The sequence below is a fragment of the Methylomonas sp. MED-D genome (genome assembly GCF_050276835.1).
In the GTDB taxonomy this organism is placed as follows: domain Bacteria; phylum Pseudomonadota; class Gammaproteobacteria; order Methylococcales; family Methylomonadaceae; genus Methylomonas; species Methylomonas koyamae_A.
On record NZ_CP189965.1, the window covers coordinates 933,510 to 953,337 of the forward strand.

Below are 19,828 nucleotides of genomic sequence, written 5' to 3' on the forward strand. Positions count from 1 at the left end.
GCAGTAGAATCGGGGCTTTCGGACTTTTTCGGTCAAGGAAATGCATAAACAATACCACTTGAAGTCGGGTAGTCCTTATCCCCACGGCGCCAAAGTCGGCGAGGGGGGCGTCAATTTTTCGATTTCCAGCCGTCATGCCACTTACGTGGAGCTGTTGCTGTTCGCTCAGTCGGACAGCGAAAAGCCGTTCCAAATTATTCCGTTAACCACCGATAAGCACCACACCTTTTTTTCCTGGCACGTGTTCGTCGTCGAATTACCGGTCGGCACCTGGTACGCCTGGCGCTTGGACGGCCCGTCGCAGACGCGGGAAACGGGATTGCGCTTCGACCGCGACAAGTTGTTGCTCGATCCCTGGGCGCGAGCGGTCAGCGACAAGTTGTGGGTGCGCGGCGCGGCCTGCGTGCCCGGCGACAATAGCTATCACGCGATGCGCGGTGTCGTCGTCGACGACCATTACGATTGGGAAGGGGATACGCCGCTGTCGATACGCAGCGAGAAAGTCATCGTCTACGAATTGCACGTCGGCGGTTTTACCCGGCATCCGTCGGCCAAGGTTAAGCATCCGGGGACCTTTCTGGGGCTGATCGAAAAAATTCCCTACCTGAAAAAACTGGGCATCACCCACGTCGAATTGTTACCGGCGATGGCCTTCGACGAACAGGACGTGCCGCCGCATACCGCCGAGCGCGGTTTGACCAACTATTGGGGTTACAGTACCCACAGCTTTTTCAGCCCGCATCCGGGCTATTGCGTGACGCCGGAACAGGGTACTCACATTAGGGAGTTTCGCGATCTGGTCAGGGCGCTGCACAAAGCCGGTATCGGCGTGATCATGGACGTGGTGTTCAACCATACCTCTGAGGCCGGCAGCGATGGGCCGGTCATCAATTTCAAGGGGATTACCGGCAACAGCTTTTATCTGACCGACAAATACGACAAAAGGCTCTTTCTGGATTACACCGGTTGCGGCAATACCGTCAACGCCAACCATCCGTTGGTGACTAACTTCATCATCACTTGCCTGGAATATTGGGTGCGGGAGATGCACGTCGACGGTTTCCGCTTCGATTTGGCCAGCGCCTTGGCGCGCGGCGAGGACGGCAGCGTGTTGCAGGACCCGCCGTTGGTGTGGGGCATCGAGCTGTCCCAGCAGTTGGCCAAGACCAAACTGATTGCCGAGGCTTGGGACGCGGCGGGTCTGTATCAAGTCGGCAATTTCCCCGGCTACCGTTGGGCCGAGTGGAACGGCCGCTACCGCGACGCGATACGCCGCTTCGTGCGCGGCGACGGCGGCATGATCAACGAAGTGGCCACCCGCATCTGCGGCAGCAGCGATCTCTACGAGCATCAACATCGCTTGCCGATCAGCGGCATCAACTTCGTGACCTGTCATGACGGCTTTACGCTGCACGATCTGTTCAGTTACAACGACAAACACAACGAAGCCAACGGCGAGGAAAACCGCGACGGCTGCAACAACAATTTGAGTTACAACTGCGGTGTCGAAGGGCCGACCGACGATCCCGAGATTTTGGCCGTGCGGCGGCGGCGCGCCAAGAACGCGTTGGCGATTCTGTTGCTCAGCCACGGTGTGCCGATGTTGCTGGCCGGCGACGAATTTTTGAATAGCCAGGGCGGCAACAACAACGGCTATTGCCAGGATAACGAGCTGAGCTGGTTGAACTGGGAGGATGCCAAGAAGAATGCCGACGTGCTGCGCTTCGTGCAGACTCTGATTAAACTGCGCAAGCGCCACACCGCGCTGATGCGCCGCCGCTTCCTGACCGGAAGGCCGCTGGAAGGTAAGACGCTGCCGGATATTCACTGGTACGACGTCGATCAGATGCATCCGCCGGCCTGGACCGATCCCGAGGCGCGCTTTTTGTCGTACACGCTGTCCGCGTTGGCCAAGGAGGAACCGGATTTGCACGTGGTGATGAATATGGCGAGCGAGGATGTGCTGATCGATTTGCCCAAAATCGAAGGCAAGGCTTGGTGTTTGTCGATCGATACCGCGCTGAGTTCGCCGGCCGACGCCGTCGAACTCGCCAATCAGTCGCCGCTGTCGCTACAGCAATACTGGGTGCGCGGCAATTCGGTGGTGGTATTGGAGAACACCCGTTTTTCCAACGAAGGCGGCGGCGAGTCCGTGTCGCATAAAGCATCGGCCTTTCTGAGCAAATTGACCGGCATCCGTTTGATCGATTAGGCCCATGCCGCCGGGGCTCGCTCTCGAGCCTCGGCTTCGGCGGCGAACGCCCCAAATTAGAGCACTGGTTCGAGTTTCGGTATCATGCGGTTTTGCCGTCGATACAGGAAACCGCCCATGCCCATTTTTGCCGCGTTGTCCCGCCATGCCGCTCCGCTGCCCGAGGATTTGCAATCCGTCGCCGCCGGTTTTTGCGAGCGGTTGGCGGCGGTTCTGGACGCCGAACAGGCGGCGGTGCTGGAGCACGAGGCGATCGCGGCGAGTGCCTTAAAGGTTTGCGTTTGCAGTCAATTCGTCGCCGACAGCTGGCTGCGCGAACCGGGCTTGATCGCGGAATTGGCGGCCGCCGGCGATTTGTTCGCGCCGACGCGCCGGGATCAATACGCCGCCGCGTTACGGACGGCCGTTGCCGAGATCGACGGCGAACCGGCGCTGGCCAAGGTCTTGCGCCGGTTTCGGCGTCGGGAAATGGTGCGTATCGCCTGGCGCGATTTGGCCGGCTGGGCCGATTTGGACGAAACGCTGGCCGATCTGACCGCGTTAGCGGAAGCCTGCATAGCCGCCGCGTTGGATTATTTGTACGCTCGGGCCTGCGATCGCTGGGGAACGCCGACGCTAGCCGACGGTAGGCCCTTCAATATCGTGGTGCTGGGCATGGGCAAGCTCGGCGCCTGGGAATTGAATTATTCGTCCGATATCGACTTGATTTTCGCGTTTGCCGAAGACGGCATGTTGACCGGCAAAAAAGAAATCAGTTACGGGGAGTTTTTTACCCGCTTGTGCCGGTCCTTGGTCAAGATGTTGGACGAAATCACCGTCGATGGCTTTGTGTTTCGTACCGACGTCAGGTTGCGGCCGTTCGGCGACAGCGGCCCGTTGATCATGGATTTCGACGGCATGGAAAAGTACTACCTGACCCAGGCGCGGGAATGGGAACGCTACGCGATGATCAAGGCCCGCCAGGTGGCCGGCGACTTCGAAACCGGCCGGCAATTGGCCGCGCTGATCAAGCCCTTCGTCTACCGCCGCTATCTGGATTACGGGGCCTTCGAGGAATTGCGCTCGTTGAAGTTTCAAATCGCTCAGGAATTAAAGCGCCGCGACCGCTTGGACAACGTCAAACTCGGTCCGGGCGGCATCCGCGAGGTCGAGTTCATCGGCCAGGCCTTCCAGTTGATTCGCGGCGGCCAGGAGCCGGTGCTGCAGCAGCGCGAGATTCAAGTCATCCTCGCCGCGCTGGCCGACCTGAAGCTGATGAGCGGCGATGACGTGGCGGCGCTGAAGTTCGCGTACCGCTTCCTGCGCCGCACCGAAAATCATATCCAGGAATACCAGGACAAACAAACCCACGATTTGCCGACCCAGCCGGTGGTCCGGCAAATTTTGGCTTACTCGCTGGATTTCGAGGATTGGGAGGCCTTCAAGCGCGAATTGGATGCCGTGCGCGAGCGGGTGCAGGATACCTTCGAGCAAGTGTTTTCGCTGAGCGAACAGGACACCAAGCAACGCAGTGCCCGGTTGATCTGGACTTGCGCCGCCGACGACGATTTAGCGTTGGAAGCGCTGGCGGACTACGGGTTCTCCGAACCGCGCAATGTGCTGCAAGCCATCGTCGATTTCAAGCACAGCCACGCGGTCAAGCGCATGACCGCTAAGGGCGCGACCATACTGGAGCGGTTAGTGCCGCAGACAATAGAACGCGTTGCCGAGACCGAACACCCCGAAGCCACCTTGCCGCGGGTGTTGAAACTGTTCGAGGCGGTGACCGGCCGGGCCGTCTATCTGTCCTTGTTGGCCGAGAATCCGCAGGCCTTGGCGCAATTGATCAAATTGACCGCCGCCAGTCCTTGGATCGCCGACTATCTGGCTTTGTATCCGATACTGTTCGACGAATTGCTGGATACCGGCGCCCTGTACGCGCCGCTGCAAAAACAGGCGTTGCGCGAGGACTTAGGCTTGGCCCTGAGCCGGGTCGAAGCCCAGGACAGCGAACAATTGATGATCGCGTTGCGCCTGTTCAAACATCAGCATGTGTTGCGGGTGGCGGCGGCCGACATCATGGGCTTTATTCCGGTGATGGTGGTCAGCGATTACTTGACCTGGATCGCTGAAGCAATCTTGGAGCAAGTGCTGACGCGAGCCTGGGCCATGCTGGGCGCCAAGCACGGTTATCCGCCCGTGACCGGACCGGAACCCAAGCATTTCGCGATCCTCGGCTTCGGCAAATTCGGCGGCATCGAACTCGGTTACGGCTCCGACCTGGATTTGGTATTCCTGTACGACGCCGCCGACGGCGATGCGCTCACCGATGGCGATAAGCCGATCGGCACGGCGCAGTTTTATATCAGGCTCGGCCAGAAGATCCGCCATATCCTCGACACCCGGATGCTGTCCGGGGTGTTGTACGAAGTCGATCTGCGGCTGCGGCCCAATGGCGATTCGGGTTTGTTGGTCACGCATATCGGTCATTACGAAGCGTATTTGCGCGATCAGGCTTGGACTTGGGAGCACCAGGCCCTGGTCCGAGCCCGCTTCGTCGCGGGCGACACCGAGTTGCAAGCCACGTACGAGGCGATTCGCGCGCGGATTTTGGCGCTGCCCCGCGATTACCGAGCGCTGCAAACCCAAGTGCGTGAGATGCGCCAAAAGATGCGCGACAATCTGGCGGCCAAGGATCCGGCGGTATTCGACTTAAAACAAAGCGCCGGCGGTATCGCCGATATCGAATTCATCGTGCAGTTTTGTATTCTGGCGCATGCGGCACGGCATTCCGATTTGGCCAAGTACACCGACAACGTCCGGCTGTTGGACGGCTTGCAGGCCCACGGCTTGATGCCGGCCGCCGAAACGGCGCTGTTGAAACAGGCTTACTGCGCCTATCGCGATTACGGCCACCACCAAGTATTGCAAGATCTGAGCGCAACGGCGGCGGCCGGCGATTTCACGGCGCTGCGCGCCGAGGTCGAGCGACTCTGGCAACAATACATGTGTTAGATCCTCGATACGCTAGGCTTGAAACAGGCGTTTGGCGGCGGCAACCACTGCTCGAGCGAGGAAGGAGAGCGTTTTTCAAGGTGCGTTAGCATACGTGGAAAATGCCGGCTGGAAGCGGGTTTATTGGCGTACGGCGTAAAAACATTCGGAGGTGCGTACGCGCGCAGGCGCGTTGGAAATAACCGCAGAAACCGGGCGTTAATTTTTCGCGATGGAGTCCGCTACACTTGTGCTTCGGGTTCGTAGCCGCGTTCTTCCGGAACCCCGCGTCGATGGGCGTGCTAGTTCGGTACGGGGGAAGTTACCGGGGAAGGTGTGGACGAACGCAGAAACTTCAGCACAGAGAATAACATGTTCGATTTCTTCAATCGGCGCTTAAAAACCGACTTGGCCGAGGCTCGGCGCCGCTTGGCCGATGCGACCGATTTTGCCGACGCGATCGAGGCCAATATTGCCACGATCCAGTTTCAGCCGAATGGCACGATCATTGGCGCCAACCGTTTGTTCCTGGATGTCGTAGGCTATTCGGCCGCCGAATTGCAGGGTCAGCAGCATCGAGTTTTGTGCGATCCGGGGCATGTCAATAGCGCCGAGTACGGCGCGTTTTGGAATGCCTTGAAAGCTGGGCGTCAGCAACACGGTACTTTTCAACGCCGCCATAAAAACGGGACGACGCTTTGGCTGGAAGCCACGTATTTTCCGGTTGTCAATCGTCAGGGCGATGTCACGCGCGTGTTCAAGATCGCAGCGGACGTCACCGAGATGCAGGATCGCTTGCGCGACCAATTGGCGATACAAAAGGCCATCGACCGGTCGATGGCGGTCATCGAATTTACGCCCGATGGACAAATCGTCACCGCGAACACCAATTTTCTGAGTGTAATGGGTTACCAGCTCGCCGATTTGGTCGGCAAGCACCATCGGGTGTTGTGCTTCGATCAGTTTTATCGGGATCAACCGAACTTTTGGGAAAAAATCCAGCGTGGCCAGTTCCAATCGGGACAATTTCAGCGCCGCAGTGCGCGTGGTGACAGCGTTTGGCTGGAGGCTTCCTACAATCCGGTGTTCGACGCCGACGGGCACGTGGTTAAAGTGATCAAGTTCGCCACCGACGTGACCGAGAGCGTCAATCGCAATACCACAGTGATCCAAGCCGCCGAGATGTCGTTTTCTACGGCGGAGGAAACCAGCCAGATTGCGCAGAAGGGCGCCGAATTGCTGGCGACATCGGTGACGATGTCCAACGAAATTACCGAGCAGATCAATCAGACCGGTGAGGTGATCAACCAGTTGAACGAACAATCCCGCAATATCGCGGCCATCGTGTCGACGATACGCGAGATCGCCGATCAAACCAATTTGCTGGCTCTGAATGCGGCGATCGAAGCGGCAAGGGCCGGCGATCAGGGACGGGGCTTCGCGGTGGTCGCCGACGAGGTGCGGCAATTGGCGGCCCGCACCAGCAAATCCACCGCCGAAATCGATCAAGTGGTTTACGCCAACCGCAACTTGACCGCGACCGTGACCGAACGGATGGACATCGTCAGAAGCAGCGGCCAATCCAGCAACGAGCAAATCGCACAGGTGTCGAAGGTCATGGACGAAATCTATCTCGGCGCGGTGAACGTTTCCAAAACCGTCGCGTCGTTGCTGACCAACCGCAAGTAAGACTTAGCCGTGCTCGTCGGGGCCGCGATCGGCACGGCATCGAAAGCGTAGCGCGCGACTTCGGAGTGCGGGAACAAAGTCGCCGCGCCTATGCCGGTGAATAGCAGGAGACGGCAGCGAACGGCCTCCGCGCAGGGGGCAACAGGCGGGACATCCACCAGGCGTCGCCTTCCTTCAAATCGACCACCGCAACCTCGCACTGGGTGGCAAGTGCCAGCGTATCGAGTATTTCCATCGGAGCGGCATCGGTGACGACGGTACCCGATATGCCGATGTTGTCCGCCAGTCTAAACGCCGGGTTGCTCGGCGCGGGGCCCGAAATCGATCTTGACGCCCTGGATGTCCAGCAGCGCTTGCCGCCGCGCCAAAAACTCAACCACCACCAATACCAGTGGCGCCAAGCCGGCCAAAATAACCGTCGGGACCAAATAGTTTCCGGCGTCGGCGTTTGGCCAATCCCGGTATCGATGGGTAAGGGCCGGCAGAATGCCGCATGTCAGCTAGATCAATGGCGCGACCAATAGCGCGAGTGTTTGCCGTAAGGCCACGGCGAGAACGTTGAATCGGTCATGGAGATACTCTCGGCGCGTGAGCTTGGGAACGAAATCGGCGCCGGCGGAGCTGATCCGGCTTAACCTCGTTTCAACGTTATATATAGCATCGGTCGAAAAGCCGAAAGCCGGATAAAACGGTATTGACGAACGCCTATCGAGACCGTGGCGCCAAAGGTTTGAAGCCATTCGAAGGGCATCGTTGCAATAACCACACGTAGGCTGTGAGTAAAACGACAGTGGCCAATACAAAATGTTGGGTATACGACTACATTGTTAGGCGTTTTTTGGTTAAAAAATCCTTTATAAATCAGTATCATGACTAACTCCGGCAAACTGGCACGCCCATTGCTGTAGTAGGGTTGTTATTAACAAAGCCCACAAGAGGAGAAAGTCATGGCGAAATTACGTCAATGTGCTATTTACGGTAAAGGTGGTATTGGTAAATCCACCACAACCCAAAACCTGGTTGCCGCTCTGGCGGAAGCCGGTAAAAAAGTGATGATCGTCGGTTGCGATCCTAAAGCCGATTCTACTCGCTTGATCCTGCACTCAAAAGCGCAAACCACCATCATGCATTTGGCTGCCGAAGCTGGTAGCGTCGAAGACTTGGAACTGGAAGACGTATTGAAAGTCGGCTACGGCGACGTGAAATGCGTTGAATCAGGCGGTCCAGAGCCAGGAGTTGGTTGCGCTGGCCGTGGTGTTATCACCGCGATCAACTTCCTGGAAGAGGAAGGCGCATACGACGACGAACTCGACTTCGTTTTCTACGACGTATTGGGTGACGTTGTTTGCGGCGGTTTCGCGATGCCTATCCGCGAAAACAAAGCGCAAGAAATTTACATCGTTTGCTCTGGCGAGATGATGGCTATGTACGCTGCCAACAACATCGCTAAAGGTATCGTCAAATACGCCAACTCAGGCGGCGTTCGTTTGGCCGGTTTGATCTGCAACTCTCGTCAAACAGCTCGTGAAGACGAACTGATCGAAGAATTGGCAAGACAAATGGGCACTCAAATGATCCATTTCGTACCACGCGACAACGTTGTACAACGTGCTGAAATCCGTCGTATGACAGTTATCGAGTACGAACCAACCGCGAAACAAGCCGACGAATACCGCGCTTTGGCTCAAAAAGTTCTGCACAACAAAAACTTGGTGATCCCTACTCCGATCACGATGGACGAGTTGGAAGAGTTGTTGATGAACTTCGGTTTGATGGAAGAAGAAGACGCAACTTTGATCGGTAAAACCGCTGCCGAAGAATAAGTCTTGCTAGAAACCGGCGGGCGGCTTGCCGTCCGCCACCCTATCTGTTCCCAAAAACTGTCTGTTGGGGGATTGCCCACGACATTAGGAGGATAACATCATGGCAGCCATGACAAGAGAAGAGACCGAAGCGCTGATCGCAGAAGTGCTGGAAGTCTATCCCGAGAAAGCCAAAAAAGACCGCGCGAAACATTTGGCGGTCAACGACCACGAGTTGGAAAAATCCAACAAATGCATCACTTCAAACCGCAAATCGTTGCCGGGCGTAATGACCATTCGTGGTTGCGCGTATGCCGGTTCCAAAGGTGTGGTTTGGGGCCCGATCAAGGACATGATCCATATTTCCCACGGTCCAGTCGGTTGCGGTCAATATTCCCGCGCCGGCCGCCGTAACTATTATGTCGGTACCACTGGTGTCAACACCTTCGGTACGATGAACTTTACCTCCGATTTCCAAGAGAAAGACATCGTATTCGGCGGCGACAAAAAACTGGCTAAATGTATCGACGAAATCGAAGCCTTGTTCCCATTGCACAAAGGCGTTTCGATTCAATCCGAGTGCCCGATCGGTCTGATCGGCGACGACATCGAAGCGGTTTCCAAAGTGAAATCCAAAGACATCGGCAAAACCGTTGTACCAGTGCGTTGCGAAGGCTTCCGCGGTGTTTCCCAATCTTTGGGTCACCACATCGCCAACGACGCCATCCGCGACTGGGTTTTGGATAAAAGCGACGGCAAACAACCCGCTTACGAGGTCGGTCCATACGACGTAGCCGTGATTGGCGACTACAACATCGGTGGCGACGCTTGGGCTTCGCGTACCCTGTTGGAAGAAATGGGCCTGAAAGTGGTCGCGCAATGGTCCGGCGACGGTACCATCGCCGAGATCGAAAACACCCCGAAAGTGAAATTGAACTTGATCCACTGCTACCGTTCGATGAACTACATCGCTCGGCATATGGAAGAAAAATATTCCATTCCCTGGATCGAGTACAACTTCTTCGGCCCAACCAAAATCGCCGAATCGTTGCGTAAAATCGCCGCGCACTTCGACGACAATATCAAACAAGGCGCGGAGCGCGTGATCGCTCGCTACAGCGCGGAATACGAAGCCGTTATCGCTAAATACAAACCGCGTCTGCAAGGCAAACGCGTGATGTTGTACATCGGCGGTTTGCGTCCTCGTCACGTGATTGGCGCCTACGAAGACTTGGGTATGGAAGTGGTTGGTACCGGTTACGAGTTCGGTCACAACGACGACTACGATCGTACCATCAAGGAAATCGGCAACGCCACGCTGTTGTATGACGATGTCACCGGCTACGAATTCGAAGAGTTCGTCAAAAAAGTTCAACCTGACCTAATTGGCTCCGGTATTAAAGAAAAGTACATTTTCCAAAAAATGGGTATCCCATTCCGGCAAATGCACTCTTGGGATTACTCAGGCCCATACCACGGCTACGACGGCTTCGCCATCTTCGCCCGCGATATGGACATGACGCTGAATAACCCATGCTGGAAACAAATCAAGGCGCCTTGGAAAACCGAAGCGTCTGAGAGCGAAGCGGTAAAAGCGGTCGCTTAATAGCGAATGCGATGATGCCGTAGGGCACGCGCCATCGCTCCTCGGGGCAATGGGCGTACCCTGCCTTTCGAAGATCGGGCTGTCTGGACAAAGCAGCCCGACTAAATCCAATCAACGCCGGACCACAGATTAGTGGCGCGTTTAGGAGATTATCATGAGCCAAAATGTCGACAAAATAGCCCCTAGTTATCCCTTGTTTCGAACCGACGAATACAAGGAAAATCTTGCCAACAAACGCGCGATGTACGAAGAGCGTCACCCGCAAGATACCATTGACGAAGTATTCGAATGGACGACGACTAAGGAATATCAAGAATTGAACTTCAGCCGCGAAGCGATCACGATCAATCCGGCTAAAGCTTGCCAACCGCTGGGTGCCGTGTTGTGCGCTCTGGGTTTCGAAAAAACCATGCCGTATGTCCACGGTTCGCAAGGTTGCGTGGCTTACTTCCGTACCTACTTCAACCGCCATTTCAAAGAGCCGGTTTCCTGCGTTTCCGACTCCATGACCGAAGACGCGGCGGTATTCGGTGGTCAGAAAAACATGTTCGCGGGTTTGGAAAACGCCAAAGCCCTATATCAGCCGGACATCATCGCGGTATCCACCACTTGCATGGCGGAAGTGATCGGCGACGACTTGAACGCGTTTATCAACAACGCCAAGAAAGAAGGCCATGTTGATCAAGATTTCCCGGTGCCATTCGCTCATACCCCAAGCTTCGTCGGTAGCCACACCACCGGTTGGGACAACATGTTCGAAGGCATGGCGCGCTACTTCACGCTGAAAACGATGGAAGGCAAGGAGCCCGGCAAAAACGGCAAGATCAACTTCGTACCCGGCTTCGAAACCTATTTGGGTAACTACCGCGTCATCCACCGGATGATGAAAGAAATGGGTGTCGATTACACGATGCTGAGCGATCCGACCGAAGTGTTGGATACCCCGGCGGACGGTACTTTCCGGATGTACTCCGGCGGTACCACGATGGACGAAATCAAGGATGCGCCGAACGCGATTACCACCGTGTTGCTGCAACCTTGGCAGTTGGAAAAAACCAAGAAATTCGCCGAAACCACTTGGAACCACGACGTGCCGAAACTGAACATTCCGATGGGCTTGGAATGGACCGACGCGTTGCTGATGAAAGTTTCCGAACTGAGCGGCAAACCCATTTCGAAATCACTGGAAGTCGAACGCGGTCGTTTGGTGGATATGATGACCGACTCGCACGCTTGGTTGCACGGCAAAAAATTCGCATTGTACGGCGATGCGGACTTCGCGTTGGGTATGACCAAAATGCTGCTGGAGTTTGGCGCGGAAGTCACCGACGTGTTGGTTAACCACGCCAACAAACGCTGGAAAAAAGCTTGCGAAGAAATCTTGAAAGCGTCGCCTTACGGTCAAACCGCTACCGTGCATATTGGTCGCGACTTGTGGCACTTCCGTTCGTTGATGTTTACCAATAAACCGGACTTCATGATCGGCAATTCCTACGGTAAATTCATCCAACGGGATACCATGTACAAAGGCGAGGAGTTCGAAGTGCCGCTGATTCGGATCGGCTTCCCGATTTTCGACCGTCACCACTTGCACCGTATGACCACCTTGGGCTACGAAGGCGCGATGTACGTGCTGACTACGCTGGTTAACGCGGTACTGGAGCAGTTGGATAAGGAAACCCGCGGTATGGGAACGACCGACTACAATTACGATTTGATCCGTTAACAAATCGTTTATCCGCGGGGGCAAATGCGAGTTTGCCCCCGCTTTCGTTTGGAGAAATCTATGCCCAGCGTCATGCTCAGAAAACGCGAAGATGGTAAACTGCTGTTCTATGTTGCCAAAAAAGACTTGGAAGAAACCATAGAATCGTTAGAATTCGATGGCGAGGACAAATGGGGCGGCGAAGTCACGTTGGGTGATGGCTCAAAATATTACTTCGAACCGATGAGTCCTCCACCGAAGATCCCAACCACATTGCAAGCCAAGCGATTAGCGGAGGAATAAAGCATGACTCTCTACATTGTTGCCGAGGAATGTATTTCCTGTGGTGATTGCAAACCTGTGTGCCCAACCGACTCGATCAAGGAAGGCGCGGTGGTGTTCGAAATCAACAAAAAAACCTGCACCGAGTGCAATGGTGACTTCGACGAACCGCAATGCGTTAAGGTTTGCCCGATTGACAATTGCATATTGCCGTTAGTGGCATAGTGCCATGCGCCAGTCCGCCTTGACGAGGGAACTGGCTTTGCGTATCGGGTTGGCGTCTCGAGCCCTGCCCGATACCGCTCCCAAATTATTTGTGTCGATTTTGCATGCTTGCGTGGGGCCGGTATTGGACGGCAACACGCTGGCTGAGCTTGGCGAGGACCGCTTCCGTCAGGCGCTGAGCAATTTCGGGATCTCGGCGGACCCGCAAACCGTGCGTTTAACGCTGGGGATATTGCAAAGCATCGCCTTTCCCGATCCGCCCAAGCCGCAAACCTTGCCGGCCGATGCCGCCGGCTCGATATTGGTGGCCGTGGTCAGCGACGATCCGACTCGGATCGCCGGCCATTTCGGCTCTTGCCGCCAGTTTTTGATCTATCAGGTGTCCGCGGACGAAGCTCGGTTAATCGACATCCGTAGTGTGGACATGGATGCTCAGCGGCGTCATGCCGACAAGAATACTTACCGCGCGGAGTTAATCGCCGATTGCCGGGTGCTCTACACCGCGTCCATCGGTGGTCCGGCGGCGGCTAAAGTCGTTAAATTCGGCATACACCCGATCAAGACCGAACTGGGCGCCGTCGTCTCCGAATTACTCAATCAATTGCAAACCGTCCTCGCCGATGCGCCGCCGCCTTGGTTGGCCAAATCGATGGGCATCCGCGCGGGCCGCCGTATCAGTCTCGAACAGGAATCCACTTCATGATCAAACCCGAACAACTGCAAGAAATCGCCGGTAAAATTGGCAGCGAAGTCCTTAACGAAACGGTCGTCGGTATGCTACGCGAAGCCTATACCGACATCCATTTCACCTATTGCATGGACGACGACATTCCCAATAACGAACCTGTGCTCGAGGGGCGGGGTTTTAATTTGTATCTGGTGGATGGCCGTGAACACTGTTTATGCCTGACCCGCGACTACGATCATGCCACCGGCATCGTGATTGCCGAAGTCATCGAGGATTGAGCGCGGCATGGCGGAATCAGACGCTCCCGACTCTACACCGATAGGTGACTGCAGTATCTGTCCCTTCCGCGGCAAAACGCTATTGATGGGGCGTTGCATGCCCGGCGACACTTGCGTGTTCGTCGATAGCGGCCGCCAAATCGACCGGTTTTTCCGGGTCAATCCAGCCTACGCCACGCACTATTTGAACGATAAATTCTGGGAGCGGCGAGCAATCGCGGTACGCTATGCCCCGCAGAAAGCCTTGCAGGCCTTGATACACGACGAGGATGAGGTCGTGCGGCGGGCGGTCGCCTTCCGCTTGCCGGCTCAGCAGTTGCAGAGCTGGATAGACGACCCGGATCGGGAGGTGCGGATGACGGTTGCCGACCGCATCGACCTCGAACATCTCGAGTTATTGGCGAACGATCCGGATTATATCGTTCGCTTGACCGTCGCGAAGCGTTTGCCGCCCGGCCGCTTGTTCCGCTTTATTAAGGATGAGGATTTGCAGGTGCGCAAGCGGGTCGCCGAACGTTTGCCGGAAGTTAGCTTGGGACTGATGGCCGAGGATCCCGCGTCCGATGTGCGGCGCATCGTCGTCGAGCGCATGCCGGCCGACGATGCCGCGACGATGTTGCAAGACCCGGACTGGGTGGTGCGCTATACTGCGGCTGCCAAGGTCGATCCCGCCCGTTTGACGGTACTCGCGGACGACCCGGAACCCGATGTGCGAGAATTGGTACATCAACGCTTGAATTCCACTAACAGCCCCAAAGCCGAACATGACTGAAGCCCGACTCGCGATTGCCGGACAAGACATTGCCGAATGCTGTAAAAAAATCATCCCAGGTCAAACCGACGAACTGTTGCAAAACAAGCTGCAACAACTGATTTCAGATTTCCCGCTCCGCTTGGCCATGATAGGCGACGAGTGGTACAAGCTTGGCGGTGTCGTCGACATGAACGGCACCCGGATCGCCAACGACATCACCGAATGGGTGGAGAGATCCTATATCGAGTGCGGGCAGAATCTGCAGACTCTGATCGAATATGCGCTTGAGCAAAAGCTGATCGCCACCAAACAGACCGGTAAAACGCTGTATTTTGTCGTGCAGACCGGCGATAGGGCAGAAGACTTTACGCTGATCGAAATCGATAAGACTCACGAAGTTTCGGATAGGATGTTGGTTGACGAAGCCAATCCGCCGGACGATTTGGAAGAGTTTATCGATCCGATTCATCCGTTTTGCATCGAGAGCTTCGGTTTCGGCCATTCGCGCTACGCTTATCGGCGCAAAACCGACGTGGCGTTGTTCATGGGCGTGATAGACGAGCGCCATCCCGGAGAGCACTCGGTGCGCCGCTTCATGGACGATTGGAATCGCAGCAGCGCCGGGCAGGTGGCTCGAATGTCGGAAGACTGGATCATTCGACCCTATTCGCATACCGGGCGTTTCGGGGAGCAAATCGTTAACGTCGAGTTGGTCAATACCCACAAACATCATCTGCCGCATCTGGAAGATTTCGCCGGTAAGAAAGGTAGCGCTCTCAGCAATGTGCTGACCCGCTTCGACCGGCAGGCCGGCCATCCGTTCGCCTGGTTTTTCTACATGTTGAAAGGCCGCTTGGTATCAACCCATATTGCCGAATCGGTATTTCGCGATATTTCCGGCGATTTTGCCTACTTGCCCAAGCGCGACGAAGCGGTGTTGCGCGATTGGATTGCCACGCCCTATAACGTGTAACGCAAGCGCCGTCGTCTCCGGGCTACGCGGTTAACTTGGGCCGTGCAGCCCTGCGGGAAGGGTGTTACAGGTATTTGAGATGAGGACTTGGCCGGCGACATCGGTCATGGGATCGAGGTCGGCCAGAGTATGGCTAACAAGAAAATCTCCCGCCTGCGCCGTCTGATACTTTCGTCCTTGAACCGGAGGTTCAAGTGGAAACCAAATCCAGTCAATCAGGCTTCCTGAGTGAACAGGCATGCACACCATGACGGGTAAAAAGCTTCCGGGGCAAATGCAGGTTCAGGAAACACCCAGTACTGCTCGAACGCCGCAGGAGATAGGGTCACTATTCTAAACGAATTAAGGGGTTTCCAAAACGTTTTCTATTTTGCGGCGTAAATCCGCCAATCGGCCGGCCATATCCGGGCTGGAGCTTGCGGCCTTATTGCCGGATGCCAAGTCGTGGGCAAGATTCAATGCCGCCAAGACCGCGATTCGATCAGCGCCGGTGACTTTGCCGGTATCGCGGATTTTGCGCATTTGCCGATCCAGTTCGCGGGCGGAATCGATCAGCGTGTCTTTTTCCTCGGCGGCGCAAGCGATTTTGTATTCCTTGCCCAAGATGTTTAACGATACGGCTTGCATCGTTTTACTCATGAATCGTGCTCCATCGCCTTCAAGCGGGCGATCATCGCCTCGACGCGAGCTTTGGCCAACGTGGTTTTTTCGAGTAGTCTGGCTTTTTCCTTGACCAGGGCATCCTGTTTAATTTTCAAAGACTTATTTTCGTTTTTGACTTGGTTGTATTGTGCTATCAGCGCATCCAGCTTGGCTTCCAACGCTTCGAGCTCGGTAGTTGGGTCTTTTTCGCTTTGAGACATAGCACGGAGAGGAGTTGAACCGATAAGGCGGTATAATCGTCGGGATTTCTTAACAATGTTAGCATAAGCCTCGTGATTAAACAGCCTATCCAGGCGCCAAGAGCCAGATGACTTATCAAACCTTAAATGCCATTTTGGAGCAACACGACGCCGATATGGGCGGCGCCGAAGCGCACGGTATCGCTACCGGTATGTTGTGTGTCGAAACCCGCGCGGACTTTGGCAATTGGTTGCACGAGCTCTTCGACGAAGACCTCGAATTGATCGACGAAGACCGCGAGTTTTTGGCGGGTTTGTTCGAAAAGACCCGGCAACTCCTGGAAAATCAGGATCAGAGTTTCGAGTTCGACTTGCTGATGCCCGACGAAGCCGAGCCGCTCGACGAACAAGTCGAGGCATTGCGTTGCTGGTGCCAGGGCTTTTTGTTCGGGGTTGGCTATGCCAAAACCGACGCGGACTGGCCCGGCGATACCGCCGAAGTGATGCGCGACATGATAGAACTGACCAAAATCGACAGCGATGTCGGTGGCGAAGACGACGAAAGCGCATTGACCGAAATCCGCGAATACGTGCGTGCCTCGGTGTTTACGGTTCGCGACCAATTCGCCGGCGACGGCGATCAACAAAGGCATTGATCTTTTTCTCATGAAACAAAGCGAATTCAAGAAGCGCCGGTCGGCGTTAATGAAACAAATCGGCAAGGGCAACATCGCCATTATCGCCAGTGCGCCGCAGCGCACCCGTAACCGCGACGTGCACTATCCGTTCCGCCAGGATAGCGATTTCTACTACCTGACCGGTTTCAACGAAGCCGAATCGATGGCGGTGTTCATCCCCGGCCGAGAGAAGGGCGAATACATTCTGTTTTGCCGCGAATTCGACGAGAAAAAGGCCCTGTGGGAAGGCGCCCACGCCGGCTTGGAGGGCGCTACCCAGCACTACGAGGCCGACGACTCCTTCCCGATAGCCGATCTGGACGACATCTTGCCCGGTATGCTGGAGAACAAGGGCAAGGTGTACTATCCGATGGGCAAGGACAGCGATCTCGATCATAAGCTGATGGAATGGATCAACAACATCCGCAAGCAATCGCGCTCCGGCGTCAGCGCGCCCGGCGAGTTGGTCGCGCTGGAGCACATCCTGCACGAAATGCGTTTGTTCAAAAGCCCGGAAGAGCTGAAATTGATGCGCCGCGCCGCCGAAGTTTCCGCCAAGGCCCACGTTCGGGCAATGCAAGCTTGCCAACCGGGCTTGTACGAGTATCAGATCGAAGCGGAACTGATTCATGAATTCATTCAGGACGGATTGCGGGCGGTAGCCTATCCGTCCATCGTCGCCGGCGGTAAAAATGCCTGTGTGCTGCATTACGTCGAGAATAAGGACAAGCTGAATAAGGGCGATCTGTTGTTGATCGATGCCGGCGTCGAATGCGACCACTACGCCGCCGACATTACCCGCACGTTTCCGGTTTCGGGCAAGTTCAGCGAACCACAGCGGCTACTCTATCAATTGGTGCTGGATGCCCAAACCGCGGCATTGGCCGAAATTAAACCCGGCAATCCGTGGAACAAGGCCCACGACGCCTCGGTGGAAACGTTGACCAGGGGTTTGGTCGAGCTTGGCTTGTTAAAAGGCCGGGTCAAGAAATTGATCAAGGACGAAAAATACAAACAGTTTTACATGCACCGCATCGGTCATTGGCTAGGCATGGACGTGCACGATGTCGGCGATTACAAAATCAAGGACGAATGGCGCTTGCTGGAGCCCGGTATGGTATTGACCGTCGAGCCCGGCTTGTACGTGCCGGCCCAGTGCGAAACTGTGGACAAACAGTGGCGCGGCATCGGCATTCGGATCGAGGACGACGTGCTGGTGACCAAGGACGGTCACGAGATTTTGACCGGTGGCGTGCCGAAACGCATTGCCGATATCGAAGCGTTGATGAATGCCTAAATGGCCCACGACTACGACCTGATCATCGTCGGCGCCGGCTTGGCGGGCAACTGCCTGGCGTTGGCGCTGAGGAACAGCGGCTTGAAAATCGCGCTGGTCGAAGCCAATAGCCGCGAGCAACTACGCCACTCGCCGGCCGGCGACCGGGCATTGGCCTTGGCGAAGGGTTCCGTCGAGTTGCTGGAGCAGTTGGGCGCGTGGCGCGGCGTGGCCGCCAAGGCCACCGCGATCGCGGACATCCATATCTCCGACCGCGGTCATTTCGGCAAAACCCGGCTGTCGGCGGCGGAACAGGGCGTCGATGCCTTGGGTTACGTGATTGTCGCCCGCGACATCGAACAGCATGCGGCCGACCTGGTCGAAAAAACCGACACTGATTGCCTATATCAAACGCGGGTTGCCGGCTTGATGGCGGGATACGATGCCGTCAACGTCAGCTTGAAGCAGGCCGACGGCCGCTCGTTGAATTTGAGTGCCCAAGTGCTGGTTGGTGCCGATGGCGGCGACTCGACGGTGCGCAAGTTACTGGAAATTCCCCAGCAAGTCAGCGAATACGGTCAAACCGCGCTGGTGACCACGGTGCAATCGGCCTTGCCCAATCGCCATGTCGCTTTCGAGCGTTTCACCGAATTCGGCCCGTTGGCCTTGCTGCCGGTGGCGGCCAAGCAATCCGCGGTGGTGTGGACCCGCAGCCACGAGCAAGCCGAAGCCTTGTTGGCCGTCAACGATCGCGAATTCCTCGCCGAACTGCAAAACTGTTTCGGTTACCGTTTGGGCGAACTGAAACTGGTCGCGCCGCGCCGCGCATTTCCGCTGAGTTTGATCCGCGCCGAAAGTATGGTGGCCGACCGGACCGTGATCATCGGCAACGCCGTCCACCAATTGCATCCGGTGGCGGGTCAGGGCTTCAATCTGGGTATTCGCGACGTCGCCTTGTTGGCGGAGTTGTTGATGGACCAGCACGATCACGGCGGCGATCTCGGCGCGGCCAGTCTATTGCGCGACTATAGCCGGCAACGCCGCCAGGACCACGACCGTACGATCGGTTTTACCGATACCGTGGTCCGACTGTTCTCGAACAACCGCTTGCCGGTGGCCGCGTTGCGTAACGCCGGTCTGGCGGTACTGGATCACCTGCCGTTCGCCAAATCGGCGCTGGCCAAGCATGCGATGGGCTTGGCCGGTAAATTGCCGAAATTGGGTAAGGACGAATAATCGCGGCCGCCGCTCCGGCGAGGCGGCCGGGCGGTATGGCTCAAGCTCTGGACGAAAATTCGCCGGTTTCGGTGTTCACCTTGATGATCTCGCCGGTTTCGATGTATTCCGGGATCTGCACTTCCAGGCCGGTCGTCAATTTCGCGGTTTTGGTGCGCTTGGTGGCGCTGGAGCCTTTCATCGCGGGCGGCGTTTCGACAATCTGCAACGTGACCGTCGTCGGCAATTGAATGCCCAGCGGCGCGTCGTCCATCAGCAACATGATGATGCCTTCCAGGCCGTCGCTCAAATACAGGGTCTGGCCTTCCAAATCCTCCGCCGCCAGCGCGTATTGCTCGTAAGTCTCGCTGTTCATGAAGTAATAGGTTTCGCCGTCCTGGTAGGAATACTGCACGTTGCAGCGCGAGCAATCCGCGGCCTTCAGCATGTCGTCGCTCTTGAAGGTTTCGTCCAGCTTTTGGCGGGTTTTCATGTGGGTGAAGCGGACTTTGTACAAGGTCGTCGCGCCGCGCGACGTCGGATTGCGCACATCGATGCTTTTGACGACATAGGGTTCGCCGTTGATTTCGATAGCGGTTCCTTGCTTGAGTTCGTTGGCTTTAGGCACTGC

Annotated in this window: 19 protein-coding genes and 1 other RNA gene; 15 read left to right on the top strand and 5 right to left on the bottom strand. The window is 56.2% G+C overall.

Annotated features, from left to right (window positions below; translation table 11 throughout):
• Positions 1-40: 40 nt before the first annotated feature.
• The 3 genes from glgX (at position 41) to ACQE3E_RS04145 (ending at position 6,874) form a co-directional block, all read left to right on the top strand.
• On the top strand, positions 41-2,212 hold the full coding sequence (gene glgX / locus ACQE3E_RS04135; protein ID WP_313728979.1) for a glycogen debranching protein GlgX: 2,172 nt from the start codon (positions 41-43) through the stop codon (positions 2,210-2,212).
• A 117-nt stretch (positions 2,213-2,329) separates the two neighbouring features.
• The gene (gene glnE, locus ACQE3E_RS04140; protein WP_313728978.1) at positions 2,330-5,206 is read left to right on the top strand and encodes a bifunctional [glutamate--ammonia ligase]-adenylyl-L-tyrosine phosphorylase/[glutamate--ammonia-ligase] adenylyltransferase; all 2,877 of its coding nucleotides are present in this window, start codon (positions 2,330-2,332) and stop codon (positions 5,204-5,206) included.
• Between the two features lie 351 nt (positions 5,207-5,557).
• Positions 5,558-6,874: a methyl-accepting chemotaxis protein gene (locus ACQE3E_RS04145; protein ID WP_064031159.1), complete on the top strand. Its 1,317-nt coding sequence runs from the start codon at positions 5,558-5,560 to the stop codon at positions 6,872-6,874.
• A gap of 287 nt (positions 6,875-7,161) precedes the next feature.
• Here ACQE3E_RS04145 and ACQE3E_RS04150 read toward each other — a convergent pair whose 3' ends face one another.
• The gene (locus ACQE3E_RS04150) at positions 7,162-7,302 is read right to left on the bottom strand and encodes a hypothetical protein (RefSeq protein ID WP_313728977.1); all 141 of its coding nucleotides are present in this window, start codon (positions 7,300-7,302) and stop codon (positions 7,162-7,164) included.
• Between the two features lie 519 nt (positions 7,303-7,821).
• On the opposite strand from ACQE3E_RS04150, the gene nifH reads away from it, so the two are divergent.
• From nifH to ACQE3E_RS04195, 9 genes are all read left to right on the top strand, one after another.
• Positions 7,822-8,697 carry a nitrogenase iron protein gene (gene nifH, locus ACQE3E_RS04155; RefSeq protein WP_064027244.1) on the top strand — a complete coding sequence of 292 codons (876 nt, stop codon included), beginning with the start codon at positions 7,822-7,824 and terminating at the stop codon, positions 8,695-8,697.
• Positions 8,698-8,797: 100 nt separating this feature from the next.
• Positions 8,798-10,282, top strand: a complete 1,485-nt coding sequence (nifD, locus tag ACQE3E_RS04160; RefSeq protein ID WP_064027246.1) for a nitrogenase molybdenum-iron protein alpha chain — start codon at positions 8,798-8,800, stop codon at positions 10,280-10,282.
• 154 nt (positions 10,283-10,436) lie between these two features.
• Complete coding sequence (gene nifK, locus ACQE3E_RS04165; protein ID WP_064027248.1) at positions 10,437-12,008, top strand: nitrogenase molybdenum-iron protein subunit beta; 1,572 nt, start codon at positions 10,437-10,439, stop codon at positions 12,006-12,008.
• A 60-nt stretch (positions 12,009-12,068) separates the two neighbouring features.
• Positions 12,069-12,290 carry a putative nitrogen fixation protein NifT gene (gene nifT / locus ACQE3E_RS04170; RefSeq protein WP_064027250.1) on the top strand — a complete coding sequence of 74 codons (222 nt, stop codon included), beginning with the start codon at positions 12,069-12,071 and terminating at the stop codon, positions 12,288-12,290.
• A 3-nt stretch (positions 12,291-12,293) separates the two neighbouring features.
• Positions 12,294-12,494, top strand: a complete 201-nt coding sequence (locus tag ACQE3E_RS04175; RefSeq protein ID WP_064027252.1) for a 4Fe-4S binding protein — start codon at positions 12,294-12,296, stop codon at positions 12,492-12,494.
• 4 nt (positions 12,495-12,498) lie between these two features.
• On the top strand, positions 12,499-13,197 hold the full coding sequence (locus tag ACQE3E_RS04180; RefSeq protein ID WP_064027254.1) for a NifB/NifX family molybdenum-iron cluster-binding protein: 699 nt from the start codon (positions 12,499-12,501) through the stop codon (positions 13,195-13,197).
• Positions 13,194-13,460: a DUF6129 family protein gene (locus ACQE3E_RS04185; protein ID WP_064027256.1), complete on the top strand. Its 267-nt coding sequence runs from the start codon at positions 13,194-13,196 to the stop codon at positions 13,458-13,460. Before ACQE3E_RS04180 ends, ACQE3E_RS04185 begins: the two co-directional genes overlap by 4 nt.
• 7 nt (positions 13,461-13,467) lie before the next feature.
• Entirely contained in the window at positions 13,468-14,232 is a 765-nt protein-coding gene (locus ACQE3E_RS04190) for a 4Fe4S-binding leucine-rich repeat protein (RefSeq protein WP_064027258.1), read from the top strand.
• Entirely contained in the window at positions 14,225-15,187 is a 963-nt protein-coding gene (locus ACQE3E_RS04195) for a hypothetical protein (protein ID WP_064027260.1), read from the top strand. Before ACQE3E_RS04190 ends, ACQE3E_RS04195 begins: the two co-directional genes overlap by 8 nt.
• A 142-nt stretch (positions 15,188-15,329) precedes the next feature.
• On the opposite strand, the gene ssrS is transcribed toward ACQE3E_RS04195, so the two are convergent.
• From ssrS to ACQE3E_RS04210, 3 genes are all read right to left on the bottom strand, one after another.
• A non-coding RNA gene (gene ssrS, locus ACQE3E_RS04200) (6S RNA) lies at positions 15,330-15,509 on the bottom strand.
• 20 nt (positions 15,510-15,529) lie between these two features.
• Entirely contained in the window at positions 15,530-15,826 is a 297-nt protein-coding gene (locus ACQE3E_RS04205) for a cell division protein ZapA (protein ID WP_064027262.1), read from the bottom strand.
• Complete coding sequence (locus tag ACQE3E_RS04210) at positions 15,823-16,050, bottom strand: TIGR02449 family protein (RefSeq protein WP_064027264.1); 228 nt, start codon at positions 16,048-16,050, stop codon at positions 15,823-15,825. Before ACQE3E_RS04210 ends, ACQE3E_RS04205 begins: the two co-directional genes overlap by 4 nt.
• Before the next feature lie 107 nt (positions 16,051-16,157).
• Between ACQE3E_RS04210 and ACQE3E_RS04215 the strand changes: the two genes are divergently transcribed.
• From ACQE3E_RS04215 to ubiH, 3 genes are read left to right on the top strand one after another with little or no spacing between them, the layout of a single operon-like run.
• Positions 16,158-16,685, top strand: a complete 528-nt coding sequence (locus ACQE3E_RS04215) for a UPF0149 family protein (protein WP_071155264.1) — start codon at positions 16,158-16,160, stop codon at positions 16,683-16,685.
• A gap of 10 nt (positions 16,686-16,695) precedes the next feature.
• Positions 16,696-18,003 carry a Xaa-Pro aminopeptidase gene (gene pepP / locus ACQE3E_RS04220; protein WP_313728975.1) on the top strand — a complete coding sequence of 436 codons (1,308 nt, stop codon included), beginning with the start codon at positions 16,696-16,698 and terminating at the stop codon, positions 18,001-18,003.
• Positions 18,004-19,218, top strand: coding sequence for a 2-octaprenyl-6-methoxyphenyl hydroxylase (ubiH, locus tag ACQE3E_RS04225; protein ID WP_313728974.1), 1,215 nt, complete (start codon positions 18,004-18,006; stop codon positions 19,216-19,218).
• A gap of 40 nt (positions 19,219-19,258) precedes the next feature.
• On the opposite strand, the gene efpL is transcribed toward ubiH, so the two are convergent.
• Complete coding sequence (efpL, locus tag ACQE3E_RS04230; protein WP_064026840.1) at positions 19,259-19,825, bottom strand: elongation factor P-like protein EfpL; 567 nt, start codon at positions 19,823-19,825, stop codon at positions 19,259-19,261.
• Positions 19,826-19,828: the final 3 nt, after the last annotated feature.